Consider the following 18,488-nt stretch of genomic DNA (forward strand, 5'->3'; position numbering starts at 1 on the left):
TCCTCCATTGAATGGTTAGGCTTTTTCTAATGACGCCGATGCTTGGTGTTGCCCGGTCTGCCTGCTGCGAGAGTCAAACTGCGTACTGCGTTCCGTGCGAATGCGGCGATTGCTTCAGCGCATTTCATTAACGATCAATCGCTAATATTATTAATGGCCAACTGTTTCGCCTCGGTGTTTTCCGCGACGGAGCCGCGCTCGATCAGCGGTCCGTCCAGCTTCACGGTGCGACGCCGAACGGGTGCGCCCGCGGCCCGGTTCTCTTCTTCCTGCAGCAGCGTCTCGACTGCCCAGCGCCCTAGCTCATAGTTCGGCAGCACGACGGTCGAAAGCGGCGGATGCGTATGCCGCGCGATTTCCTGATCGTCGTAGCCGAGCACGGATACATCGTCGGGCACGCGCAGTCCGAGCTGCTTCAACGCCTCGATCGCGCCGAGCGCCATCAGGTCGTTCGCGCAAAAGATCGCGGTCGGCGGATTCGGCTCGCGCATTAGCGAGAGCGTCTGTTCGAAGCCGGTGTCGGGACTCCAGTCCCCTTCGCGCACCAGTTCCGGCGCGAACGGCAGATCGGCTGTGGCGAGCGCGGTCCGATAGCCCTTCAGACGATCGCGCGCCGCGTCCTGCCACGGCTCGCCGTTGATATAGCCAATGCGCTTGTGCCCCGCGGCCAGCAGATGATCCGTCGCGGTGTGCCCGCCCGCCACTTCCGCCGGCACCACCGAAGACACGCTCGCATCGCTCGTGTAGCAGTTGAGCAGCACGGTCGGCACCTTGGCGAGCACGGCCGGCAGCGTGACGCGGCGGGTATAGACCGTCGCGTAGATCACGCCGAGCACGTTCGGATTGCCGAGCGTCGCGTCGAGCACGCGCGCCTCGATCTCCGCATTGCCGTGCGTCGAATAGACGGCGAGCATGCGCCCGTTGGCGAAGGCCGCGTCCCGCGCGCCGTCGATGCTCACGACCGGATGCGGGCTCGTCGAAATCTCGTCGGCGAGATAGACGATCAGATTGCGCTCGCGCTGGCTATCGAGCGCGGCGACCGGTTCGCGCTGCGTCATGCGATAGCCGAGATCTTGCGCGGCGCGCAGCACCTTGTCGCGCGTGGTGTCGGAGAACTTCGCGCCGCTTGCGTTGTTCAGCACGAGCGAGACCGTCGATTGCGAGACTCCGGTGAGCTTCGCGATGTCGGTCATCGTCGGGCGGCGTTGCGTAGATTTTTTCATTGTGCGTGCCGCGCCGGGCGGCTGAACTCTGCGCGAAACCTGTCTCGCGGGCCGGAGAAACTTGCCACTAATATTAGTGATGAACGACGCGGAAAGCACGTTTTTATTGGTCATTTCTGCTCAGGGTTTTCACTGGTTATTACTAATAATATTGACGAGCGGATTACACGCATGCGATTCTGTTTTCGCACTCGCAACGAGGAGAAAGTGCATGGGCAAGTACGACGAGAGCGCGCGAGACGCGCTCGCCGAAGCGTTCGAACGAGACGGCTTCGTGCTGCTGCGCGATCATTTCCCGCGCGCGACGATCGACGCATGGCGCGATGCGTTCGCGCCGCTTCTGCAACCGCACGTCGATGCAGCGCGCGAGGCGTCGGCGAGCGGCAATCGCGGACCGGGCCGCTATTACGTCACGCTGCCGTTCGAAGGCGAGTTCGCTGACCCGTCAGTCTTTTGCGATGAAGACATCGTCGGGATCGTCGAACGCGTGGCCGGGCGCGATCCGGTGATGTGCCAGCTCGCCACCGACACCCCGGTGCTCGGCTCCGAGTTCCAGGACTGGCATCGCGATACGCCGCCGCTCTTCGACGATGCGCCGGAAACGCCTTCGTTTCAGCTAGCGGTGAATTTCCCGCTCGTCGATGTCGATGACCGCAACGGTCCGCTCGAAACGACGCGTGGCACGCATCGCATGTCGCGCGATGAGGCGCTGGCCGGTCTCGAAGCAGGGCGCTTCCCCGCCGAGCGCGTGCCGATGAAAGTCGGCGACGTGATGATTCGCGATGTGCGCGGCCTGCATCGCGGTACGCCGAATCTCATCGGCGAGCCGCGTCCGATGGTCGTGATCGGCTACAGCCGCGCGTGGTATTTCCGGCCCGAGGTGCATATCGACGTGCCGCGCGACGTCTTCGCCGCGTTGCCTCCGCGCGCGCGGCGGCTGCTGCGCTTCAATCCTCAGGTGGAAACGACGGCGCGCACCTTCGACGAAAGCTATCGGCAGTTTGCATATTGAGCGCCGCGCCGTCCGATCCGCTCGTCGAACTGCGTCATGGCGCGCGGCGCGTGCTGCTTGCGCCGCACGTGGGCGGATCGATCGCGGCCTTCGACGAAACGCGCGACGGACGTACGATCGACTGGTTGCGTCCTGCGACGCCCGCCGCGCTGGCCGCACGCGATCCGCTCGGCATGGCGAGCTTTCCGCTCCTGCCGTACTGCAATCGCATCCGCGATGCGCGCTTCGTGTTCGACGGTGCGCTCATCGATCTTTCCGGCGACGGCAACGCCTTTGCGCACGCGCTGCACGGCAACGCGTGGCGCTTGCCGTGGCGTGTCGGCGATGTGTCGGACGCCCGCGCGCGTCTGCATTTTTTGCACGAACCCTCGCGCGATGCCGCGCGTCACTGGCCGTTCGCATACGAGGCGACGCAGGACATCGCGCTCGATGACCACACGCTAAGCGTGACGCTCTCCGCGCGCAACCTGTCCGATCGGCCGATGCCGTTCGGCATGGGACATCACCCGTACTATCCGCGCACGCGCAATACGCGCGTTCACGCACGCGTCGCGTCGATGTGGCACAGCACGCCCGATCTGCTGCCCACGCATGCGGGCGCGCATCCGTGCGTCGATGCGATGGCGTCGCAAGAAGGCATGTCCGCCGATGCCTTCGATCTCGACAACAACTTCGCCGGTTGGTCGCGCACGGCGACGATCGCGTGGCCCGACGAACGCCGCGCGGTCACGCTCAGCGCGCAAGCGCCGTTCGATGCCCTGGTGGTGTATGCACCGAAGTCGCATCCCGATTTGCTCTGCGTTGAGCCGGTGAGCAACGTGGCGGACTGGGTCAATCTCGATGTCGACCGCGCCGCGAAGGGCGGCGCGGTGCTGGAACCGGGCGAGTCGGTCAGCGCGACATTCGCCTGGACGACTCACACGGAATAAGGCGTCGCGCCTACTGACCGAAGAAAACGTTGCAGTTCGCCGGGCTGCAGTCGCTATCGCGATGTCCGCTCGCGGAGGCGGGCTTCATGCCGCCATACGCGGAGTCGCCGCCGGAGGCTTGTTGCGGCGTCGCGGCGGTTTGCGTCTGAGATTCATCGGGCATGGCCTGCGACATGTACATCGGGCGCATCGTCTGGACGAGTTGCTGCGCATCGGCGGGCATGCCTTGCGCGTGCGCGACACCGATTCCTGACACGACCGCGCATGCTGCCATCATCGCGAGAAATTTCGGGTTGATCTTTGCCTTCATGTTCCAGCTCCTTGAAACGAATGCACAAGCAGCCGGGAACGCGAGTCTCGGACTCCTTGCCGCTTTGCCGATGGACGGATGAATGGATCGAGCGCGGGCTCGCTTCGTCCGACGCGACAAATGACGACGCACCGGGCGCGACGAATGGCGCTCGGGGATTACCTTACGGCGATGGGAAGGCGCGAGAAATCCCTATCTGGCAGGGATACCTTGGTGGGGATAGGCGTGCGGGTTTAAAGAAGAAGCACGAAAAACGCGCCCGGACTTGCGAAAGTCCGGGCGCGCCGAAACGTGGAAACTCAATACGTTTATTCCGACTTGCCGGAGGTGCCGCCCGACATGTTCGATCCCGAGCTGCCCTTCTTGTGCATCTTGCTGCTGCCCTTGGACGAATCCATCGTGTTCGAGCCCGATGCGCCCGACGTCGAGCCGGTTACACCGTTGCTGTTCGGCGTGCCCATTCCGGTGCCGCCCTGACCGGCCCCGTTGCCGCCCGCCGTGCCGCCACCCGCGCCTGCGCCACCCGCGCCGCCGCCGCCGGCACCGCCGCCCGCGCCTTGCGCGAATGCCGCGCCCGACAAGCCCAGAATCATGGCCGACACAATCAAACTTCTCTTGGCGTTCTTCATGGTTTCCTCCCGTTGATCAATGATCTCGATGCGCGCCGCCTTGCGCAAAGCTGCGGCGTCGCCGATTACATTGCGCAATCACCGTGCCGCGGGAAGAAATCGAATTGTCATGCAGTCGCCTCGTCACACCACTCGATGGCCCACGCCCGCGCGCAATGGACGGCATCCGACTCGCTCGCGAACGCATCCAGCTCGCCGGATTCGAATACTTCCGCATGCGCGGTGCGCTCGTCCGCCGGACGCGTGATGCGTGCGTGCGCGTAGTAGCTGCCGTCTTCGTCGTGATGGGCGGTGCAGTCGATGTGAAACGTCTTGTAGTCGAATCGCATGAAAGGCTCCGAAAGGGATTGCGAGGGCAGGCGCGAAGCGTGCGATGCCGTGATTACCTTTGACTCCGCGCCTCTCGTGAGGTACTGTATAAACATACAGTATCATAATCAAGATGGATCTCTCCGAAAAGCTCGAAATTCTCGCCGACGCCGCCAAATACGACGCGTCGTGTGCGAGCGGCGGCGCGCCCAAACGCGAGTCGCGCGGCATCGATGGCCTCGGCGCGAGCACCGGCTCCGGCATCTGCCACAGCTTCACGCCCGACGGGCGCTGCGTCTCGCTGCTCAAGATTTTGCTGACGAACTTTTGTCTGTACGACTGCCGGTACTGCATCAATCGCCGGTCCAGTAACGTGCCGCGTGCGCGCTTCACGCCGGAAGAAGTTGTTACGCTCACGCTGGATTTCTACCGTCGCAATTACATCGACGGGTTGTTTCTCAGTTCCGGAGTGATTCGTTCGTCGAACTACACGATGGAGCAGCTCGTCCTCGTCGCGAAATTGCTGCGTGAGAAGCACGGATTTCGCGGCTACATCCATCTGAAGACGATTCCCGATGCCGATCCCGAACTCATCGCGCAAGCGGGACGCTATGCCGACCGTCTGAGCGTGAACATCGAATTGCCGACGGAAATCAGCCTCGAGCGGCTCGCGCCGGAAAAGAGCGGCCGCACGATCAAGCTGGCGATGGGCAACATCCGCGTCGCGCGCGAGGAATCGGAAGCGGAGCCGCGCGCGCCGAAGTTCGCGCCGGCGGGGCAGAGCACGCAGATGATCGTCGGCGCCGATGAAACCGACGACCGCACGATCCTCGGCACCGCCGAAACGCTGTACGGCTCTTATCAGCTAAAGCGCGTGTATTACTCGGCGTTCAGCCCGATTCCTGACAGCCCCTCGGGCGTGCCGTCGAAAGCGCCGCCGCTCTTGCGCGAGCATCGGCTGTATCAGGCGGATTTTCTGATGCGCGGCTACGGTTTCGCCGCCGCCGAACTGCTCGGCGATGCCGGCAATCTTCCGCTCGATGTCGATCCGAAACTCGCGTGGGCGCTTGCGCATCGCGAGCGCTTTCCCGTCGATCTGAACGCCGCGCCCGCGCGCATGATCGCGCGCGTGCCGGGCATCGGCATGCGCAACGCGAAGCGCATCGTGGAGTTGCGGCGCGAGCGGCGCGTGCGCTATCACGATCTCGTGCGGCTGCGCTGCGGCATGGACAAGGTGAAGCCGTTCGTCGTCACGGCGGATTACCGGCCGCCGCTCGACGAAGCGCCTTCGGACAGTCTGCGGCGCGCGCTCGCGACCGGCCCGGTGCAGCTCTCGCTGATCTGATGCACGTCATCGCCATCGACGACGAATTCGACGGCTGGCGCGTCGCCGCGCTCGATGCGCTCGCGCAAAAGCTCCCGCCCGAATCGATCGATTGGCGTACGGCTCAGGCGGAGCCGGCGTTGTTCAACGAGTCGGCGCGATCGGCGAAAGCGGCGAAGGCAGCGGATGCGCCGCCTATCCGCGTGTCGCGCGAACTCGCATCGCTGCTGAAAGACGCCGCGCATTTTCGCGACGCGCGCCGCTGGAGCTTTTTATATCGCGTGCTGTGGCGCTGGGCGCAGGGCGACCGCTCGGTGGCATCGCCCGCCGATGAAGACGGCGCGCGCCTCTACAAGATGGCGAAGGCGGTGCGCCGCGCGCAGCACGACATGATCGCGTATGTGCGCTTCCGGCAGCGCGACGCGTCGCTCGGCGCGCCGGAATTCGTCGCGTGGTACGAGCCGGATCACGACGTGCTCGCGTGGGGCGCGGAGCATTTCGCCGCGCGCATGGGACGCTCGACATGGCTCATCGCAACGCCCGACGGCGCCGCGATGTTCGAAGGCGAGCGCCTGCAACTGGAGCGCGGCCGCGCGCTGGCGTCGGATCATGCGGCGGTCTTGCCGGATGCCGCCGAAGCGCTCTGGATGACCTACTACCGCAGCATCTTCAATCCGGCGCGACTGAACGAATCCGCGCTCGAACAGCATATGCCGGTGCGTTTCTGGAAAGGGCTGCCGGAAGGCGCACTGATCCCGAAGCTCGTCAGCGATGCGCGGGGCGGCGCGCGTCGCGTCGCGCAGGCGCAAAACGTCGGCGCGCTCGGCGGCAAGGCGGTTCAGGTCGATGCGCTCGCAGCGCAGCCGGAGCGGGACGCGCCCACATCGCTCGATACTTGCCGCCGCTGCGATCTGTGGCGCAACGCGACGCAGGCAGTGCACGGCGCCGGTCCGTCCGATGCGCGCATCATGCTGCTCGGCGAACAGCCCGGCGATCAGGAGGATCTGAAGGGCGAGCCGTTCGTCGGACCGGCCGGGCAACTGCTTCAGGACGCGATGCAGCGTGCCGGCGTCGTGCGCGAGCACGTCTATCTGACCAATGCGGTGAAGCACTTCAAATGGGAGCCGCGCGGCAAGCGCCGTCTGCACAAGACGCCCGCGCAGCAGGAGGTCGAAGCCTGTTCGTACTGGCTCGAACAGGAACTGCATGACGTCGGCGCGAAGGTGATCGTCACGCTCGGCGCGACCGCGTTGGCCGCGCTTTTCGGACGGCGCGCGACGCTTTCGGCGCATGTCGGGCGCGTCGTGCCGTATCGGGACAAGCTGGTCGTCGCGACGTATCACCCGTCCTACGCGCTGCGCCAGAACGACGAAGCCGCGCGCGAAAAAACCGTCGCGGCTATCGTTGCGGCGCTGGAGCTGGCGTCGTCGTTGAAGGCCTAGCGCGCTCAGAACGCCGCGCGCACGACGCCGCCATCCGCGCGCAACGCCGCGCCGTTCGTCGCCGATGAAAGCTCCGAGCACACGTACGCCACCATGCTGCCGATTTCCTCGGGCGTGATGAAGCGCTTGAGAATCGACGTGGGCCGCGCTTCTTCGAAGAACTGCTTCTCGAATTCGTCGAAGCTCTTGCCGCCCGACAGTTTCTCGACGAACTCGGTGACGCCTTCGGAACTCGTCGGCCCCGGCAGCACCGAATTGACGGTCACGCCGGTGCCCGCGCAGGTTTCCGCGAGGCCGCGCGCGAGCGAAATCTGCGCCGATTTGGTCACGCCGTAATGAATCATCTCGACGGGAATCTGAATGCCGCTCTCGCTGCTGATGAACACGACGCGGCCCCAGTTCTTCTCCTTCATCTTCGGCAGATACGCGCGCGACAGGCGCACGCCCGACATCACGTTGGTGTTGAAAAAGCGCAGCCATTCGTCGTCGGGAATCTCTTCGAACGGCTTCGGATCGAAGATGCCCATGTTGTTCACGAGAATATCGACGTGCGGAAAGCGCTTCACGAGCGCGTCGACCTGCGCTGCGTCGGAGACGTCGCCGGCGAAGCCTTCGCCCTGCGCGTTGGGCACGAGTTCGCGCAGTTTCGCCAGCGCCGCATCGACAGACGCCTGCGAACGGCCGTTGATGATCACGCGCGCGCCTTCACGCGCGAGCGCCACGGCAATGGCATGTCCGATGCCCTTCGTCGATCCGGATACCAGCGCGAGCTTGTTGCCGATCTTGAGATCCATATCTGCTCCTTCGATTGGGTTGGCGGAATGCGCCGGCGATTTCGCCACGACGCGTTCCGGGATGTTAGCCATAAGCGCAGTACGTTGCTGAAGCCGCGTCCGGCAAGCCTTTGCCGCCCGTGAAACCCCGCGACATAAATGCTCGATGGCTTCCGCCGCGGTCATCGTCCATAGTTGCGTCCAGCGTGAAACGAAGCAGATGCAGCAGCGAGAACCGAGCGGTGTCACGCATCCACGAATCCACACAGGAGGTGCAACATGTCCAGCCCGATCAACTTGTTCAAGAAAGTGCGCGGCGCGGCGCTCGCCGGTTTCGTCGTCGGCACGGCGCTGCTTGCGGGATGCGCGAGCAATCCGGCGCAGGCATCGAATCAGTACGGGCAGTACGTGCAGACCGTCGCGGCTGCGCCCGCCGTGCGCCCCGACACGATCTACGTCTACGCATTCGCCAGCGACGCGAACGACGTCAAGCTCGACAATCACGGCCTGATTTCGAAGCTCGGCTCGGCGATGTCCGGCGATTCGCAAGCGCGGAAGCAGACGCAAGACGCCATCGCGGCGCGCGAGGAAGTCGCGAACGAAATCGTCGCCAAACTGCAATCGATGGGTCTGCCCGCGATCCGCGCCGACGTGCCGCCGCCGCAAGATCGGAGCGTGCTCGTCGTCGAAGGAAGCATCAATACGATCGATGCGGGCAATCGCCGCCGCCGCATGGTGATCGGCCTCGGCGCGGGCGAAAGCAAGGTCGGCGCGACGGTGCAGCTCGTCCTCAAGCCCGCGAACGGCGTGCCGCAACTGCTCGAACAATTCGACGCGAAAGCCGACAGCGGCCACGCGCCGGGCGTCGCGGAAATGGCGGGCGTCGGCGCGGCGGCGGGGCACGTCGCGACATCGCTCGCGGTGTCGGGCGGGCTGCACGCGGTGTCGGAGACGAAGCACGCGGATGTGTCGTCCGATGAAAAGCGCCTCGGCGACACCATCGCCAAGCAGATCGCCAAGCTCGGCCAGGAGCAGGGCTGGATGCCGGCGAAGAGCTAAGGGAAGCGGCGGCCGTTGCGCGGTCCGGAACGTGCTTGCACTAGAATCCGGACGAATGTTCGCTTCGCGAGGCCGCGCATGCCGACGATTGCCCTGATTGTCCTGACCGTTGTCGTGACGCTCGTCGTCGTGCTGGTGATCGCGAATCTGACGAGCGGCGAAAAGAAGATCGAGCACAGGATCGAACGGCTGTACGCGAGCGACGACCCGCAGTTTCTCCGTTCGATGGGCTTGCTGCTCGGTCCGCCCGTGGTCGGCGGCAACCGCTTCGAGGTGCTCGTGAACGGCGACGAGATTTTCCCGTCGATGCTCGAAGGCATTCGCGCGGCGCGAGAGACGATCACCTTCGAGACCTTCATCTACTGGTCGGGCGCGATCGGCGAGCAAATCGCGCAGGCGCTCTCCGACAAGGCTCGCGCGGGCGTATCGGTGCATGTGCTGCTCGACTGGGTCGGCACGTCGAAGATGGACAAGCGCTATCTGCGCATGCTGCGCGACGCGGGCGCGGAAGTGATCCAGTATCACAAGCCGCACTGGACCGGGCTCGGCCGCATGAACGACCGCACGCACCGCAAGCTGCTCGTAATCGACGGGCGCATCGGCTTCACGGGCGGCGTCGGCATTGCCGAGGAATGGACCGGACACGCGCAGGACGAGAAGCACTGGCGCGACACGCATTTTCGCGTCGAAGGCCCGGCCGTCGGGCAGATGCAGGCCGTGTTCATGGACAACTGGATCAAGACGACGGGCAACGTGCTGCACGGCCCGCGCTATTTCCCGGACATCGACGATGCGGGCGACGGCTTCGCGCACATGTTCAGCAGCTCGCCGTCCGGCGGCAGCGACGACATGCAGCTGATGTACCTCATGGCGATCACCGCGGCGACGCGTTCCATCCACTTGTCGAGCGCGTACTTCGTGCCGGACAAGCTGACGATCAACGCGATCGTCGAGGCGGCGCGGCGCGGCGTGCGGGTTCGCATCATCACGCCGGGCAAGCGCATCGACACGCATACGGTGCGCGAGGCATCGCGCGCGTGCTGGGGCGACCTGCTCGCGGCGGGCGTCGAAATGTTCGAATATCAGCCGACGATGTTCCACTGCAAGCTGATCGTCGTCGATGAGTATCTGGTGTCGGTCGGCTCGACGAATTTCGACAGCCGCTCCTTCAAGCTGAACGACGAAGCCAATCTGAACATCTACGACCGCGACTTCGCGCGCCAGCAAACGGCGATTTTCGATGACGACGTCGCCCGCGCGAAACGCATCACGCTCGAAGACTGGCGCCGCCGTTCGCTCACCGAGAAGCTGCTGGAGCGCGTGGCCGCGCTGCTCGATCCGCAGCTTTGACTTTCGCGCATTCCGTGTTGCGAATATTTCTCATCTTGGCCTAAAGATCGCCTGACGAAAGCCGATAAGACGCTCACGCAAACGGGTCTCTCGGTCTACGGCAATCATGCACGGCACCTATAACTTTTGGCTGGTCGCGGCATCGCTCGTAGTCGCCACGCTCGCTTCCTTTACTGCGCTCGATATCTCGGGCCGCATCGCATCGCTTGCGCAGTCGCGCACGCGGCACGTCTGGCTCGCGGGCGGTGCGGCGTCGATGGGCATCGGCATCTGGTCGATGCATTTCATCGGCGTACTCGCGTTCGAATTGCCTATCCCGCTCGGCTATGACCTGAAGATCACCGCCGGGTCGCTCGGCATCGCGGTGCTCGTGTCGTTCTTCGCGCTGCTCGTCATTACGAGCAGGCGTTTGACGATGAAGCGCCTCGTCGCGAGCAGTCTCTTGATGGGCGCGGGCATCGCGGCGATGCACTACACGGGCGATGCCGCGATGCGGATGCAGCCCGCGATCACGTACGATCCGCTGCTGTTCGCGGCGTCGATCGTGATTGCGGTGGTCGCATCGGGGGCGGCGTTGTGGATCGCCCATACGCTCTCGGATGCGAACCAGACGAACGTGCTCGCCAAGCGACTCGGGTCGGCGCTGGTGATGGGCCTCGCGATCACCGGCATGCACTACACGGGCAACGCGGCGGCGGAGTTTCTGCCGGGCTCGATCTGCGGCGCGGCCAACGACATCGACTCGCGCTGGCTCGCGACGACTGTCGTGCTATTCACGCTGACCATTCTGATTATCACGCTCGTGCTGTCGCGCTTCGATGCGCGCACGGCGCTGCTTGCAGGTTCGGTGTCGCGGCTGAACGGGCAGATCGTACGCATGGCGACCTTCGATACGCTGACGGACCTGCCGAACCGCCGCACGATGAACGAGCGCATCGATCGCGCGATTCGAAACGCGCGGCACAGCGACAGCCGTTTCGCGATTCTCTTCATGGACCTGGATGGCTTCAAGACGATCAACGACTCGTTGGGCCATACGGTCGGCGACGAAGTGCTGAAGGCATTCGCGCGACGTCTGCAGGAATGCGTGCGCGGCGGCGACACGGTGGCGCGTCTGGGCGGCGACGAGTTCGTCGTGATGCTCGAACACCTGCACGCGCCGACGGATGCCGAGAAGATGGCCGAACGCATCCTCGATACGATGAAAAAGGGACTCGTCGTCGGGAGTCATCCGTTGCAGGTGATGCCGAGCATCGGCATTGCGCTCTTTTCGCAGGATGGCGACAGCGTCGAATCGCTGCTCAAGCACGCGGACGTCGCGATGTACGAAGCGAAGCGCGGCGGGCGCAGCACCTATCGCTTCTTCGAGGCGAGCATGAACGAGGCGGCGGTGCGGACGTTGCAGATTCAGCAGGCGTTGCACGAGGCGCTGAATGGCGGCCATTTCTATCTTCTGTTTCAGCCGAAGTTCCGAGGCAAAAGCGGCGAGCTGGCGGGCGCGGAAGCGTTGATCCGGCTGGATCATCCGGAGATCGGCACGTTGACGCCGCTCGAGTTCATCCCGATCGCGGAGCGTTCCGGACAGATCGTGCAGATCGGATACTGGGTCGTGCGCGAAACGTGCCGGCACATGTCGCGTTGGCGCGCGGAAGGGCGTCCGCCGGTGAAGGTGGCGATCAACCTGTCGCCGCGGCAGATGCACGAGGCGGATCTTGTCGCGAACATCATGACGATCGTGCGCGAGGAAGGCGTCGAGAGCGAGCAGATCATGTTCGAGATCACCGAGTCGGTGGCGATGCAGGACGCGCCGCGCACCATCGAGATGATTCGCGCGTTTCAGGAGAACGGTTTCGAGATCGCAATCGACGATTTCGGCACCGGATATTCGAGCCTCGCGTATTTGCAGCGGTTTCGGGCGAAGCAGTTGAAGATCGATCGGTTCTTTACGAACGGGCTGGATGAGAACGGGCAGGAGGGGCGCGCGATCGTATCGGCGATTATTGCGCTCGCGCATTCGCTCGATATGGATGTCGTGGCGGAAGGCGTCGAGACCGGGTCGCAGCTCGATCGCTTGCAGGACATGATGTGCGATGAGATGCAGGGGTTTTTGCTGGCGATGCCTTTGTCGGCGGATGCGTTTGGGGGGATGCTGGAGAAGGCTGCTGTCGGTGTTTGATTTTTGGTCGTGGAATCCTGTGAAATCAGGATTTCACGAAACGAGCCCAAAGGAAAGCCACACAAAAGACGCAAACACGAACCTCAATCCATCGCCGCATGCGACACCGACTCCTCCGCCGCGGTCTTCTTCGCCGGCCGGATCAGCAGCAGCAACGGCACCACCAACAACGTCGCGACAAACATCAGCTTGAAGTCGTTGAGATAAGCAATCATCGAAGCCTGCTGCGTGATCGTTTGATTGAGCATCGCCATGTCCGTCATCGAGCCGCCGGACAGCATCGGCTGCATCGCCGGATTGAACGGCGTCACTTGCGCGGCGAGGTCCGCGTGGGCGACCTGCGTGTTGCGCGTCATCAGCGTCTGCACGATCGAAATACCGATACTGCTGCCGATATTGCGCATCAGGCTGTAAGTCGCGGTGCCATCCGCGCGCAACTCGGGCGTGAGCGTCGAAAACGTCAGCGCCGACAGCGGCACGAACACGAGTCCCAGCCCGAAGCCCTGAATCACGCCCGGCGAAACGATATCCGATGCCGACAGCACGATCGTGTAATGCATCATCTGCCAGAGCGCGAACGCCGAAATCAGAAATCCCGACAGCAGCAGCACACGCGCATCGATGTGCTTCAGCAGGCGTCCGGCGACGAGCATCGCGATCATCGTGCCCGCGCCGCTCGGCGCCGTGACGAGGCCTGTCGTCGCGACCGGATAGTTCATCAGGTTCTGCAACATCGGCGGCAACAGCGCGCGCGTCGCGTACATCACCGCGCCGATCACGAAGATGAAGCACGTTCCGGTCGCGAAGTTGCGGTCCTTCAGCAACTGATATTTGAAGAACGAGCGCGACCCGGCCGTCGCCGTATGCGCGATGAAGAACACGAAACTCAGCGCCGCGAGAATCGCCTCGATGCGGATTTCCATCGATCCGAACCAGTCGAGTTGTTCGCCGCGATCGAGCATCGCCTGGAACGCGCCGATCGCAAGGCCGAGCGTCGCGAAGCCGAACGCGTCGAACTTCACCGCGCGGCGCGCGATCTGCGCGGGCAGAAACGTCACTACGCCGAAGAGCGCGAACGCACCGATCGGCACGTTGATGAAAAAGACCCAGCGCCAGTTGTAGCTGTCCGTGAGCCAGCCACCGAGCGTCGGACCGAGAATCGGACCGACCATCACCCCCATGCCCCAGACGGCCATCGCCTGGCCCTGTTTCTCGCGCGGATTGATGTCGAGCAGGATCGATTGCGACAGCGGCACGAGCGACGCCCCGAACACGCCCTGCAACAGCCGCGACGCGACGATCTGCGTGAGCGTCTCCGACAGCCCGCAAAACGCCGACGCGACGGTGAAACCCGCAATCGAAATACACAGCAGCTTCTTCACGCTCAACTGGTCCGAGAGCCAGCCAGTGAGCGGCGTAGCGATCGCGGCGGCGACGATATACGAGGTCAGCACCCAGGTGATTTCGTCCTGGGACGCCGACAGCGTGCCCTGCATATGCGGCAGCGCGACGTTCGCGATGGTGCTGTCGAGCGTCTGGATCAGCGTGGCGAGCATGATCGAGACAGTCAGCATGCCGCGGTTCAATGGCGCTGCGGCGCGTTCCGTGGGGACTTCGAGGGACATGGACGTGGCCGCAAGGCGGCGGCTTTTGTAAGTACGATGATGATAAGCAGGCTTATTATAGAGCGGCCGCGATCTCGCGCAATGCGGTCAATTACCGGGTGTACACGAGATGCGCGCATCGAAAGGCGTTACATATAATCGCGCGATGGAAACCCAACTCGACAAACGCTTCGGCTTTCTGGTCGCGGACGTGGACCGCCTGTGCGGCAACCGCTTCGACGTGCTGGCGAAGTCATCGCTCAATCTGACGCGCGCGCAATGCCGCGTGCTCGCGTATCTCTCGCATTACGGCGAGGTCAATCAGGCGCGGCTCGCCGGGCTGCTGGAAGTCGCGCCGATTTCCGCCGGCCGTCTGCTCGATCGCATGGAAGAGGGCGGCTGGATCGAGCGCCGCCCGAATCCCGACGATCGTCGCGAGCGTCAGGTTCGCATGACCGCGAAGGCGGAGAAGGCGCTCGACCGCGCGCGGCGCGTCGGCGACGAGATCGCAGCAGAAGCGCTCGCGGGCTTCAGCCGGCAGGAAAGCGAGCAATTGATCGCGCTTCTGCAACGCGTGCGCGGCAATCTGAGCCGTATCGTCGATCGGTGATTCATCCGCGCTTGGATCGCCAATTGCTTTAACGTTGTCCGCAAGCGTCGTTGTCCAGCGCCGCCATCCATCCGGAGAAGATCGATCATGAACAAACGCACCGCACCGTTGGCCGTCCTCGCGCTGTCCGTCGCCGCTTTCGTCTCGATGCCCATCGCGCAGGCGCAAGACACGGCCGCATCCACGCCGAAGCAGATCAAGAAAGCCCAGCGAAAGGAAGCGCGCGCGAAGAAGAACGCCGAGCTGAAGCAACTCGAACAGAACGGCTACAACCCCGCTGGCGAGCAGACCAACTATCCGCAGAATCTGCAAAACGCGCAGTCGAAGATCAATGCGCAGAAGGCGGGCAAGCCGGCGCCGGCATCGACGCCGTAATCGGACGCTTGTTCCGGGACGACGCGGAAAACGCCATCCGCTTCATTAAGGCAGTCGATACGACGAGATCGCGTTGATCGCAAAGCGCGCGACGCATGATGCGGCAATCGCGTGATGTCCGCGCTCGACGCCGACGGCGGGATACGGCAGTATCTCGGCATCAGGCGCAAGTTCCAGATATGCGACGAAGAGCCGGAATACGGCCGATGTATCGGGGAGGCCACGCATGCGATGGCGGTCATGGCTGTTGATCTTCGCCCTGTGCGACGCACACGCGGCATCGCGCTACTACGCGCCCGTGACGTTTTATCCGCGCGACGCGGTGCGGGTATCGCGTTTCGCATCGAAGACCGGGGCGATGCAGGTGCCTTACGGCGCAGGCGCGAAAATCGAGGAAGGCGACTTCTATATCGTTTCGAATGCAACTTTCAAGGCGCTGACCGCGCAAGTGCAACGCGATGGCACGATCGCGCTCGTGCAGTCCGAGTGGACGCCCGAACGCGCCGCGAGCCAGATCTGGACCATCGACAAGGAAGGCAGCGGCTTTCGTCTTTACTCGAAGCTATATGGACGTTACGTGACGCTCGGCGCGCGTGTCGAACTCGAAGCGCCATCGGGCGATGCGCGGCAGAACTGGAGCATCGAAGCCGATGCGAACGTCGTGACCATCGCGGCCACCGGCACGAAGACGGGACTCGTCGTCGGGCATCATGCGTTGCGCGACGGTGCGTCCGTCGAAGTCAATGCGCAGGCCGGACAGTGGCGTCTGTACAAGACCGGAAGCGATGGCGGCGATCATGCGTATCGCACGCTCGATGCTTCGGCGCGCTCGACTTACGACAACATCGGCAGGCGCTATCACTTGAGCGCGTATGCACCCGATGCGATCGAGGCCGAACGGCTCGGCGGTTTTCGCTGGACTGACTATCATCCGTCGGGGCTGTATGTGTCGAAGGGCGAAACCGTCGTGATCGATGTGAACGGTCTCGCCGACGATGGTCCCGATGGCCTCATCGTCATGGTCGGCAACAAGAACGGCTTCTATCGGCGGCAAGCCGCGGGCGATCCGCAAACGATCCTCGCGACCGAAGGACGCAACGCGTTCGTCGCATCGCGCGATGGCTTGCTCTACTTCGAATACATCGACAGCGGATACAACGAGCGGCCACGTACGTCGATCGATGTCATCGTGCGCGAAGGCGGCAAGCCGGTGCCGTTCTATGTCGAAGGTGCGACGACGCCCGCCGAATGGCGCGCGATGCTGCAGCGTCATGCGGATGCGCCGCTCGTCGAGATGGTCGGCAAGCGCACGATGTTCACCGTCGCGCGCGCCATGTACGACAAGTCGGGCGCAGCGGATCCGGCCGCATTGCTCGATTATGTCGAGCGCATCATGGGCTATCACGACGAACTGTCCGGACTCGATGGCACGGAAGCACTCGATGCGCCGTCGCCGTTGCGCGTGCATTTCGTGCAGGACGCGATTTCGACCCACGCCGAGTTGCAGAACACGTATCTCTACGCGACGTACTACATGATCGGCCTGCCGCTCAATAGCGCGGCCGAGACCTTGCTCAAGCCCGCGAAAGCCGACGAATGGGGCGTATGGCACGAGATGGGACACATGTATCAGCAATGGGACTGGACATGGCCGGGCGTGACGGAGACGACGGTGAACGTCTATTCGCTGCATGCGCTGGAACGCCTCGGCACGCCGATGCCTTCGCCGCTGCTGCAAGTCGTCGACGCGCGCGGCAAGAAGAATCGCATCGATCTCGCGGCGCAGTATTTCGCGCAGCCGTCACGCAATTTTCTCGACGATGCGTCGTTTCCGATGCCATCGGAAGCGCTCTGGATCAGGCTCGTCATGTACGAGCAGTTGCGCCGCGCACTCGGCAACGGCTTCTATGCGCGGCTGCACAAGCTGTATCGGCGGCATCCGCTGACGGAGGATGAAGGCGGCGACCAGAACGAAGTGCAACGCTTCGTGCTGCGTGCGTGCATGGCGGCCAATCTCGATCTGACGGATTTCTTCGAGCGATGGGGACTGCCGGTCGATGCTGGCACGCGTGCGGCGATTGCCGGGCTGAAGCTGAGCGCGCCGAAGACCGATTTGACGCGCACGCGGATTTAAGGCAAAAAAACGCCGACGCATGCACGCGTCGGCGAAGTCCTGGCTTTTACGAGGGCTGCCAGAAACGCTTCAGTTCCTCATGCTGCATCCGCGAGCCGAATGGTCTGCTGTTCTTTGCGCCGCGTCCCCGGCCGGCCGATGAGCGCGCCCGGCACATTACCGATGCCGAACGCGGGTCGCGCGAGAAAGAAACCCTGCGCGAGCACGTGCGGCCACTGCGCAATCCATTGCGCCTGCGCGGCCGTTTCCACACCTTCGACGACGATCGCCACCTTCAGCCGCGTAAGAAGCGTGAGCACCGACGAAAAGACCAGACACGCGTTCGGGCAGCGCGGCGCTTCGGCGAGCAGTTCCTTCGCGATCTTGACGGTGCCGAAGTCGATCGGTCCGAGCGCGGCGAGACATGAATAGCCGGTGCCGAAATCGTCCATCGCGACGCTCACGCCCTTGTTCTTGAGACGCCGCACGACCTTGCGCATCGCCGGCATGCGCGCGAGATCCTCGCTTTCCAGCAGTTCGAGTTCGATGCAATCGGGCGTGATGTCGTGCGCGCGGCAAATCGATTCCATCCGCTCGGCGAAGCCCGGCAACGCCGCGACCGATGGCGGGACGTTCACGGCGACCGAATAGTGTGCGCCGCCACTTTCGCGCCACTCGCCAATTTCGGACGCGACCGCGTCCAGCACGAACCATGTCAGTTCGCGCATGATGTCGGCGTCCTTGAACGCCTCGCTGAATGCGCCTGGCAGCAATACGCCGTATTCCGGATGACGCCAGCGAATGAGCGCTTCCATTTGCGCGAGTTCGCCGCCGTGGACTCGGTAGATTCCCTGATAGGCGATGCAGAATTCTCCGGCCTTGAGGCCTTCGAGTATGCGATGCCTGAATGCATGATCTGACTCCGGCGCGGCTTTCGCGACAGGCGAGCCGTGTGTCGTTCTTTTCATGCTCTAGCCATCCCTCCCAGTTGGTCGTGGAAGCGGTTGCACGAGTCGTGCCAGAAACTATGATCGCGCGTCGTCCAATCCAAGTAAATTCGGTGAGCCCCTTGGAGACAACGTTTGCCTCCTTAAGGGGAGCGTTTGCGCTTGCGTGTGGACGCATCGTTCAGCCATCCCGAGTCACGTAACGCAACCGTAACGCGTGATGGTCTGTGTGGGCTGGCGCACATAACGCAAGCACATATTGCGCTGCATCTGCATGGCGTTTTGCAGTTTTGTATATAGCGA

18 protein-coding genes are annotated in these 18,488 nt (G+C 63.5%); 10 read left to right on the forward strand and 8 right to left on the reverse strand.

What is annotated here, in order from left to right:
- Positions 1–134: 134 nt before the first annotated feature.
- Positions 135–1,223: a LacI family DNA-binding transcriptional regulator gene (locus tag NCS03_RS25210; RefSeq protein ID WP_008347735.1), complete on the reverse strand. Its 1,089-nt coding sequence runs from the start codon at positions 1,221–1,223 to the stop codon at positions 135–137.
- A 211-nt stretch (positions 1,224–1,434) separates the two neighbouring features.
- On the opposite strand from NCS03_RS25210, the gene NCS03_RS25215 reads away from it, so the two are divergent.
- Both NCS03_RS25215 and NCS03_RS25220 read left to right on the forward strand, forming a co-directional pair.
- Positions 1,435–2,235 (forward strand): phytanoyl-CoA dioxygenase family protein, encoded by an 801-nt coding sequence (locus NCS03_RS25215; RefSeq protein WP_008347737.1) that lies wholly within the window; start codon positions 1,435–1,437, stop codon positions 2,233–2,235.
- On the forward strand, positions 2,232–3,164 hold the full coding sequence (locus NCS03_RS25220; RefSeq protein WP_250530034.1) for an aldose 1-epimerase: 933 nt from the start codon (positions 2,232–2,234) through the stop codon (positions 3,162–3,164). The genes NCS03_RS25215 and NCS03_RS25220 overlap by 4 nt, the downstream gene beginning before the upstream one ends.
- Positions 3,165–3,174: 10 nt before the next feature.
- Here the strand turns inward: NCS03_RS25220 and NCS03_RS25225 are convergent, their stop codons facing one another.
- From NCS03_RS25225 to NCS03_RS25235, 3 genes are all read right to left on the reverse strand, one after another.
- Positions 3,175–3,474 carry a hypothetical protein gene (locus tag NCS03_RS25225; RefSeq protein ID WP_008347741.1) on the reverse strand — a complete coding sequence of 100 codons (300 nt, stop codon included), beginning with the start codon at positions 3,472–3,474 and terminating at the stop codon, positions 3,175–3,177.
- A gap of 308 nt (positions 3,475–3,782) precedes the next feature.
- Positions 3,783–4,103, reverse strand: coding sequence for a hypothetical protein (locus NCS03_RS25230; protein ID WP_250436385.1), 321 nt, complete (start codon positions 4,101–4,103; stop codon positions 3,783–3,785).
- A gap of 107 nt (positions 4,104–4,210) precedes the next feature.
- The gene (locus NCS03_RS25235) at positions 4,211–4,432 is read right to left on the reverse strand and encodes a hypothetical protein (protein ID WP_008347744.1); all 222 of its coding nucleotides are present in this window, start codon (positions 4,430–4,432) and stop codon (positions 4,211–4,213) included.
- 113 nt (positions 4,433–4,545) lie between these two features.
- Here NCS03_RS25235 and NCS03_RS25240 point away from each other — a divergent pair, with 113 nt between their 5' ends.
- The gene (locus NCS03_RS25240; RefSeq protein ID WP_008347746.1) at positions 4,546–5,757 is read left to right on the forward strand and encodes a putative DNA modification/repair radical SAM protein; all 1,212 of its coding nucleotides are present in this window, start codon (positions 4,546–4,548) and stop codon (positions 5,755–5,757) included.
- Positions 5,757–7,178, forward strand: coding sequence for a UdgX family uracil-DNA binding protein (locus NCS03_RS25245; protein WP_250530035.1), 1,422 nt, complete (start codon positions 5,757–5,759; stop codon positions 7,176–7,178). The genes NCS03_RS25240 and NCS03_RS25245 overlap by 1 nt, the downstream gene beginning before the upstream one ends.
- A 5-nt stretch (positions 7,179–7,183) precedes the next feature.
- Here NCS03_RS25245 and NCS03_RS25250 read toward each other — a convergent pair whose 3' ends face one another.
- Complete coding sequence (locus tag NCS03_RS25250; protein ID WP_250530036.1) at positions 7,184–7,972, reverse strand: SDR family NAD(P)-dependent oxidoreductase; 789 nt, start codon at positions 7,970–7,972, stop codon at positions 7,184–7,186.
- Between the two features lie 258 nt (positions 7,973–8,230).
- Between NCS03_RS25250 and NCS03_RS25255 the strand changes: the two genes are divergently transcribed.
- The 3 genes from NCS03_RS25255 to NCS03_RS25265 all read left to right on the forward strand — a co-directional run bounded on the left by NCS03_RS25255 (position 8,231) and on the right by NCS03_RS25265 (position 12,536).
- The gene (locus NCS03_RS25255; protein WP_250530037.1) at positions 8,231–9,010 is read left to right on the forward strand and encodes a DUF4410 domain-containing protein; all 780 of its coding nucleotides are present in this window, start codon (positions 8,231–8,233) and stop codon (positions 9,008–9,010) included.
- 78 nt (positions 9,011–9,088) lie between these two features.
- Entirely contained in the window at positions 9,089–10,360 is a 1,272-nt protein-coding gene (gene cls, locus NCS03_RS25260; protein WP_250503588.1) for a cardiolipin synthase, read from the forward strand.
- A gap of 106 nt (positions 10,361–10,466) precedes the next feature.
- Entirely contained in the window at positions 10,467–12,536 is a 2,070-nt protein-coding gene (locus NCS03_RS25265; RefSeq protein ID WP_008347756.1) for a putative bifunctional diguanylate cyclase/phosphodiesterase, read from the forward strand.
- An 83-nt stretch (positions 12,537–12,619) separates the two neighbouring features.
- Here NCS03_RS25265 and NCS03_RS25270 read toward each other — a convergent pair whose 3' ends face one another.
- On the reverse strand, positions 12,620–14,161 hold the full coding sequence (locus NCS03_RS25270; RefSeq protein WP_250530038.1) for a DHA2 family efflux MFS transporter permease subunit: 1,542 nt from the start codon (positions 14,159–14,161) through the stop codon (positions 12,620–12,622).
- Between the two features lie 145 nt (positions 14,162–14,306).
- On the opposite strand from NCS03_RS25270, the gene NCS03_RS25275 reads away from it, so the two are divergent.
- Together NCS03_RS25275 and NCS03_RS25280 are read left to right on the forward strand one after the other, a co-directional pair.
- Positions 14,307–14,750 carry a MarR family winged helix-turn-helix transcriptional regulator gene (locus NCS03_RS25275; protein WP_175980620.1) on the forward strand — a complete coding sequence of 148 codons (444 nt, stop codon included), beginning with the start codon at positions 14,307–14,309 and terminating at the stop codon, positions 14,748–14,750.
- 87 nt (positions 14,751–14,837) lie between these two features.
- Positions 14,838–15,125, forward strand: a complete 288-nt coding sequence (locus NCS03_RS25280) for a DUF4148 domain-containing protein (protein ID WP_008347763.1) — start codon at positions 14,838–14,840, stop codon at positions 15,123–15,125.
- Positions 15,126–15,170: 45 nt separating this feature from the next.
- Here the strand turns inward: NCS03_RS25280 and NCS03_RS25285 are convergent, their stop codons facing one another.
- Entirely contained in the window at positions 15,171–15,353 is a 183-nt protein-coding gene (locus tag NCS03_RS25285) for a hypothetical protein (protein ID WP_175980622.1), read from the reverse strand.
- On the opposite strand from NCS03_RS25285, the gene NCS03_RS25290 reads away from it, so the two are divergent.
- Positions 15,352–17,259 carry a M60 family metallopeptidase gene (locus NCS03_RS25290; protein ID WP_250530039.1) on the forward strand — a complete coding sequence of 636 codons (1,908 nt, stop codon included), beginning with the start codon at positions 15,352–15,354 and terminating at the stop codon, positions 17,257–17,259. The two genes, NCS03_RS25285 and NCS03_RS25290, sit on opposite strands and share 2 nt — an antisense overlap.
- A gap of 77 nt (positions 17,260–17,336) precedes the next feature.
- Here the strand turns inward: NCS03_RS25290 and NCS03_RS25295 are convergent, their stop codons facing one another.
- On the reverse strand, positions 17,337–18,206 hold the full coding sequence (locus NCS03_RS25295) for an EAL domain-containing protein (RefSeq protein WP_008347768.1): 870 nt from the start codon (positions 18,204–18,206) through the stop codon (positions 17,337–17,339).
- Positions 18,207–18,488 lie beyond the last annotated feature (282 nt).

This window comes from Caballeronia sp. ATUFL_F1_KS4A (assembly GCF_023630905.1).
Lineage (GTDB): Bacteria > Pseudomonadota > Gammaproteobacteria > Burkholderiales > Burkholderiaceae > Caballeronia > Caballeronia zhejiangensis.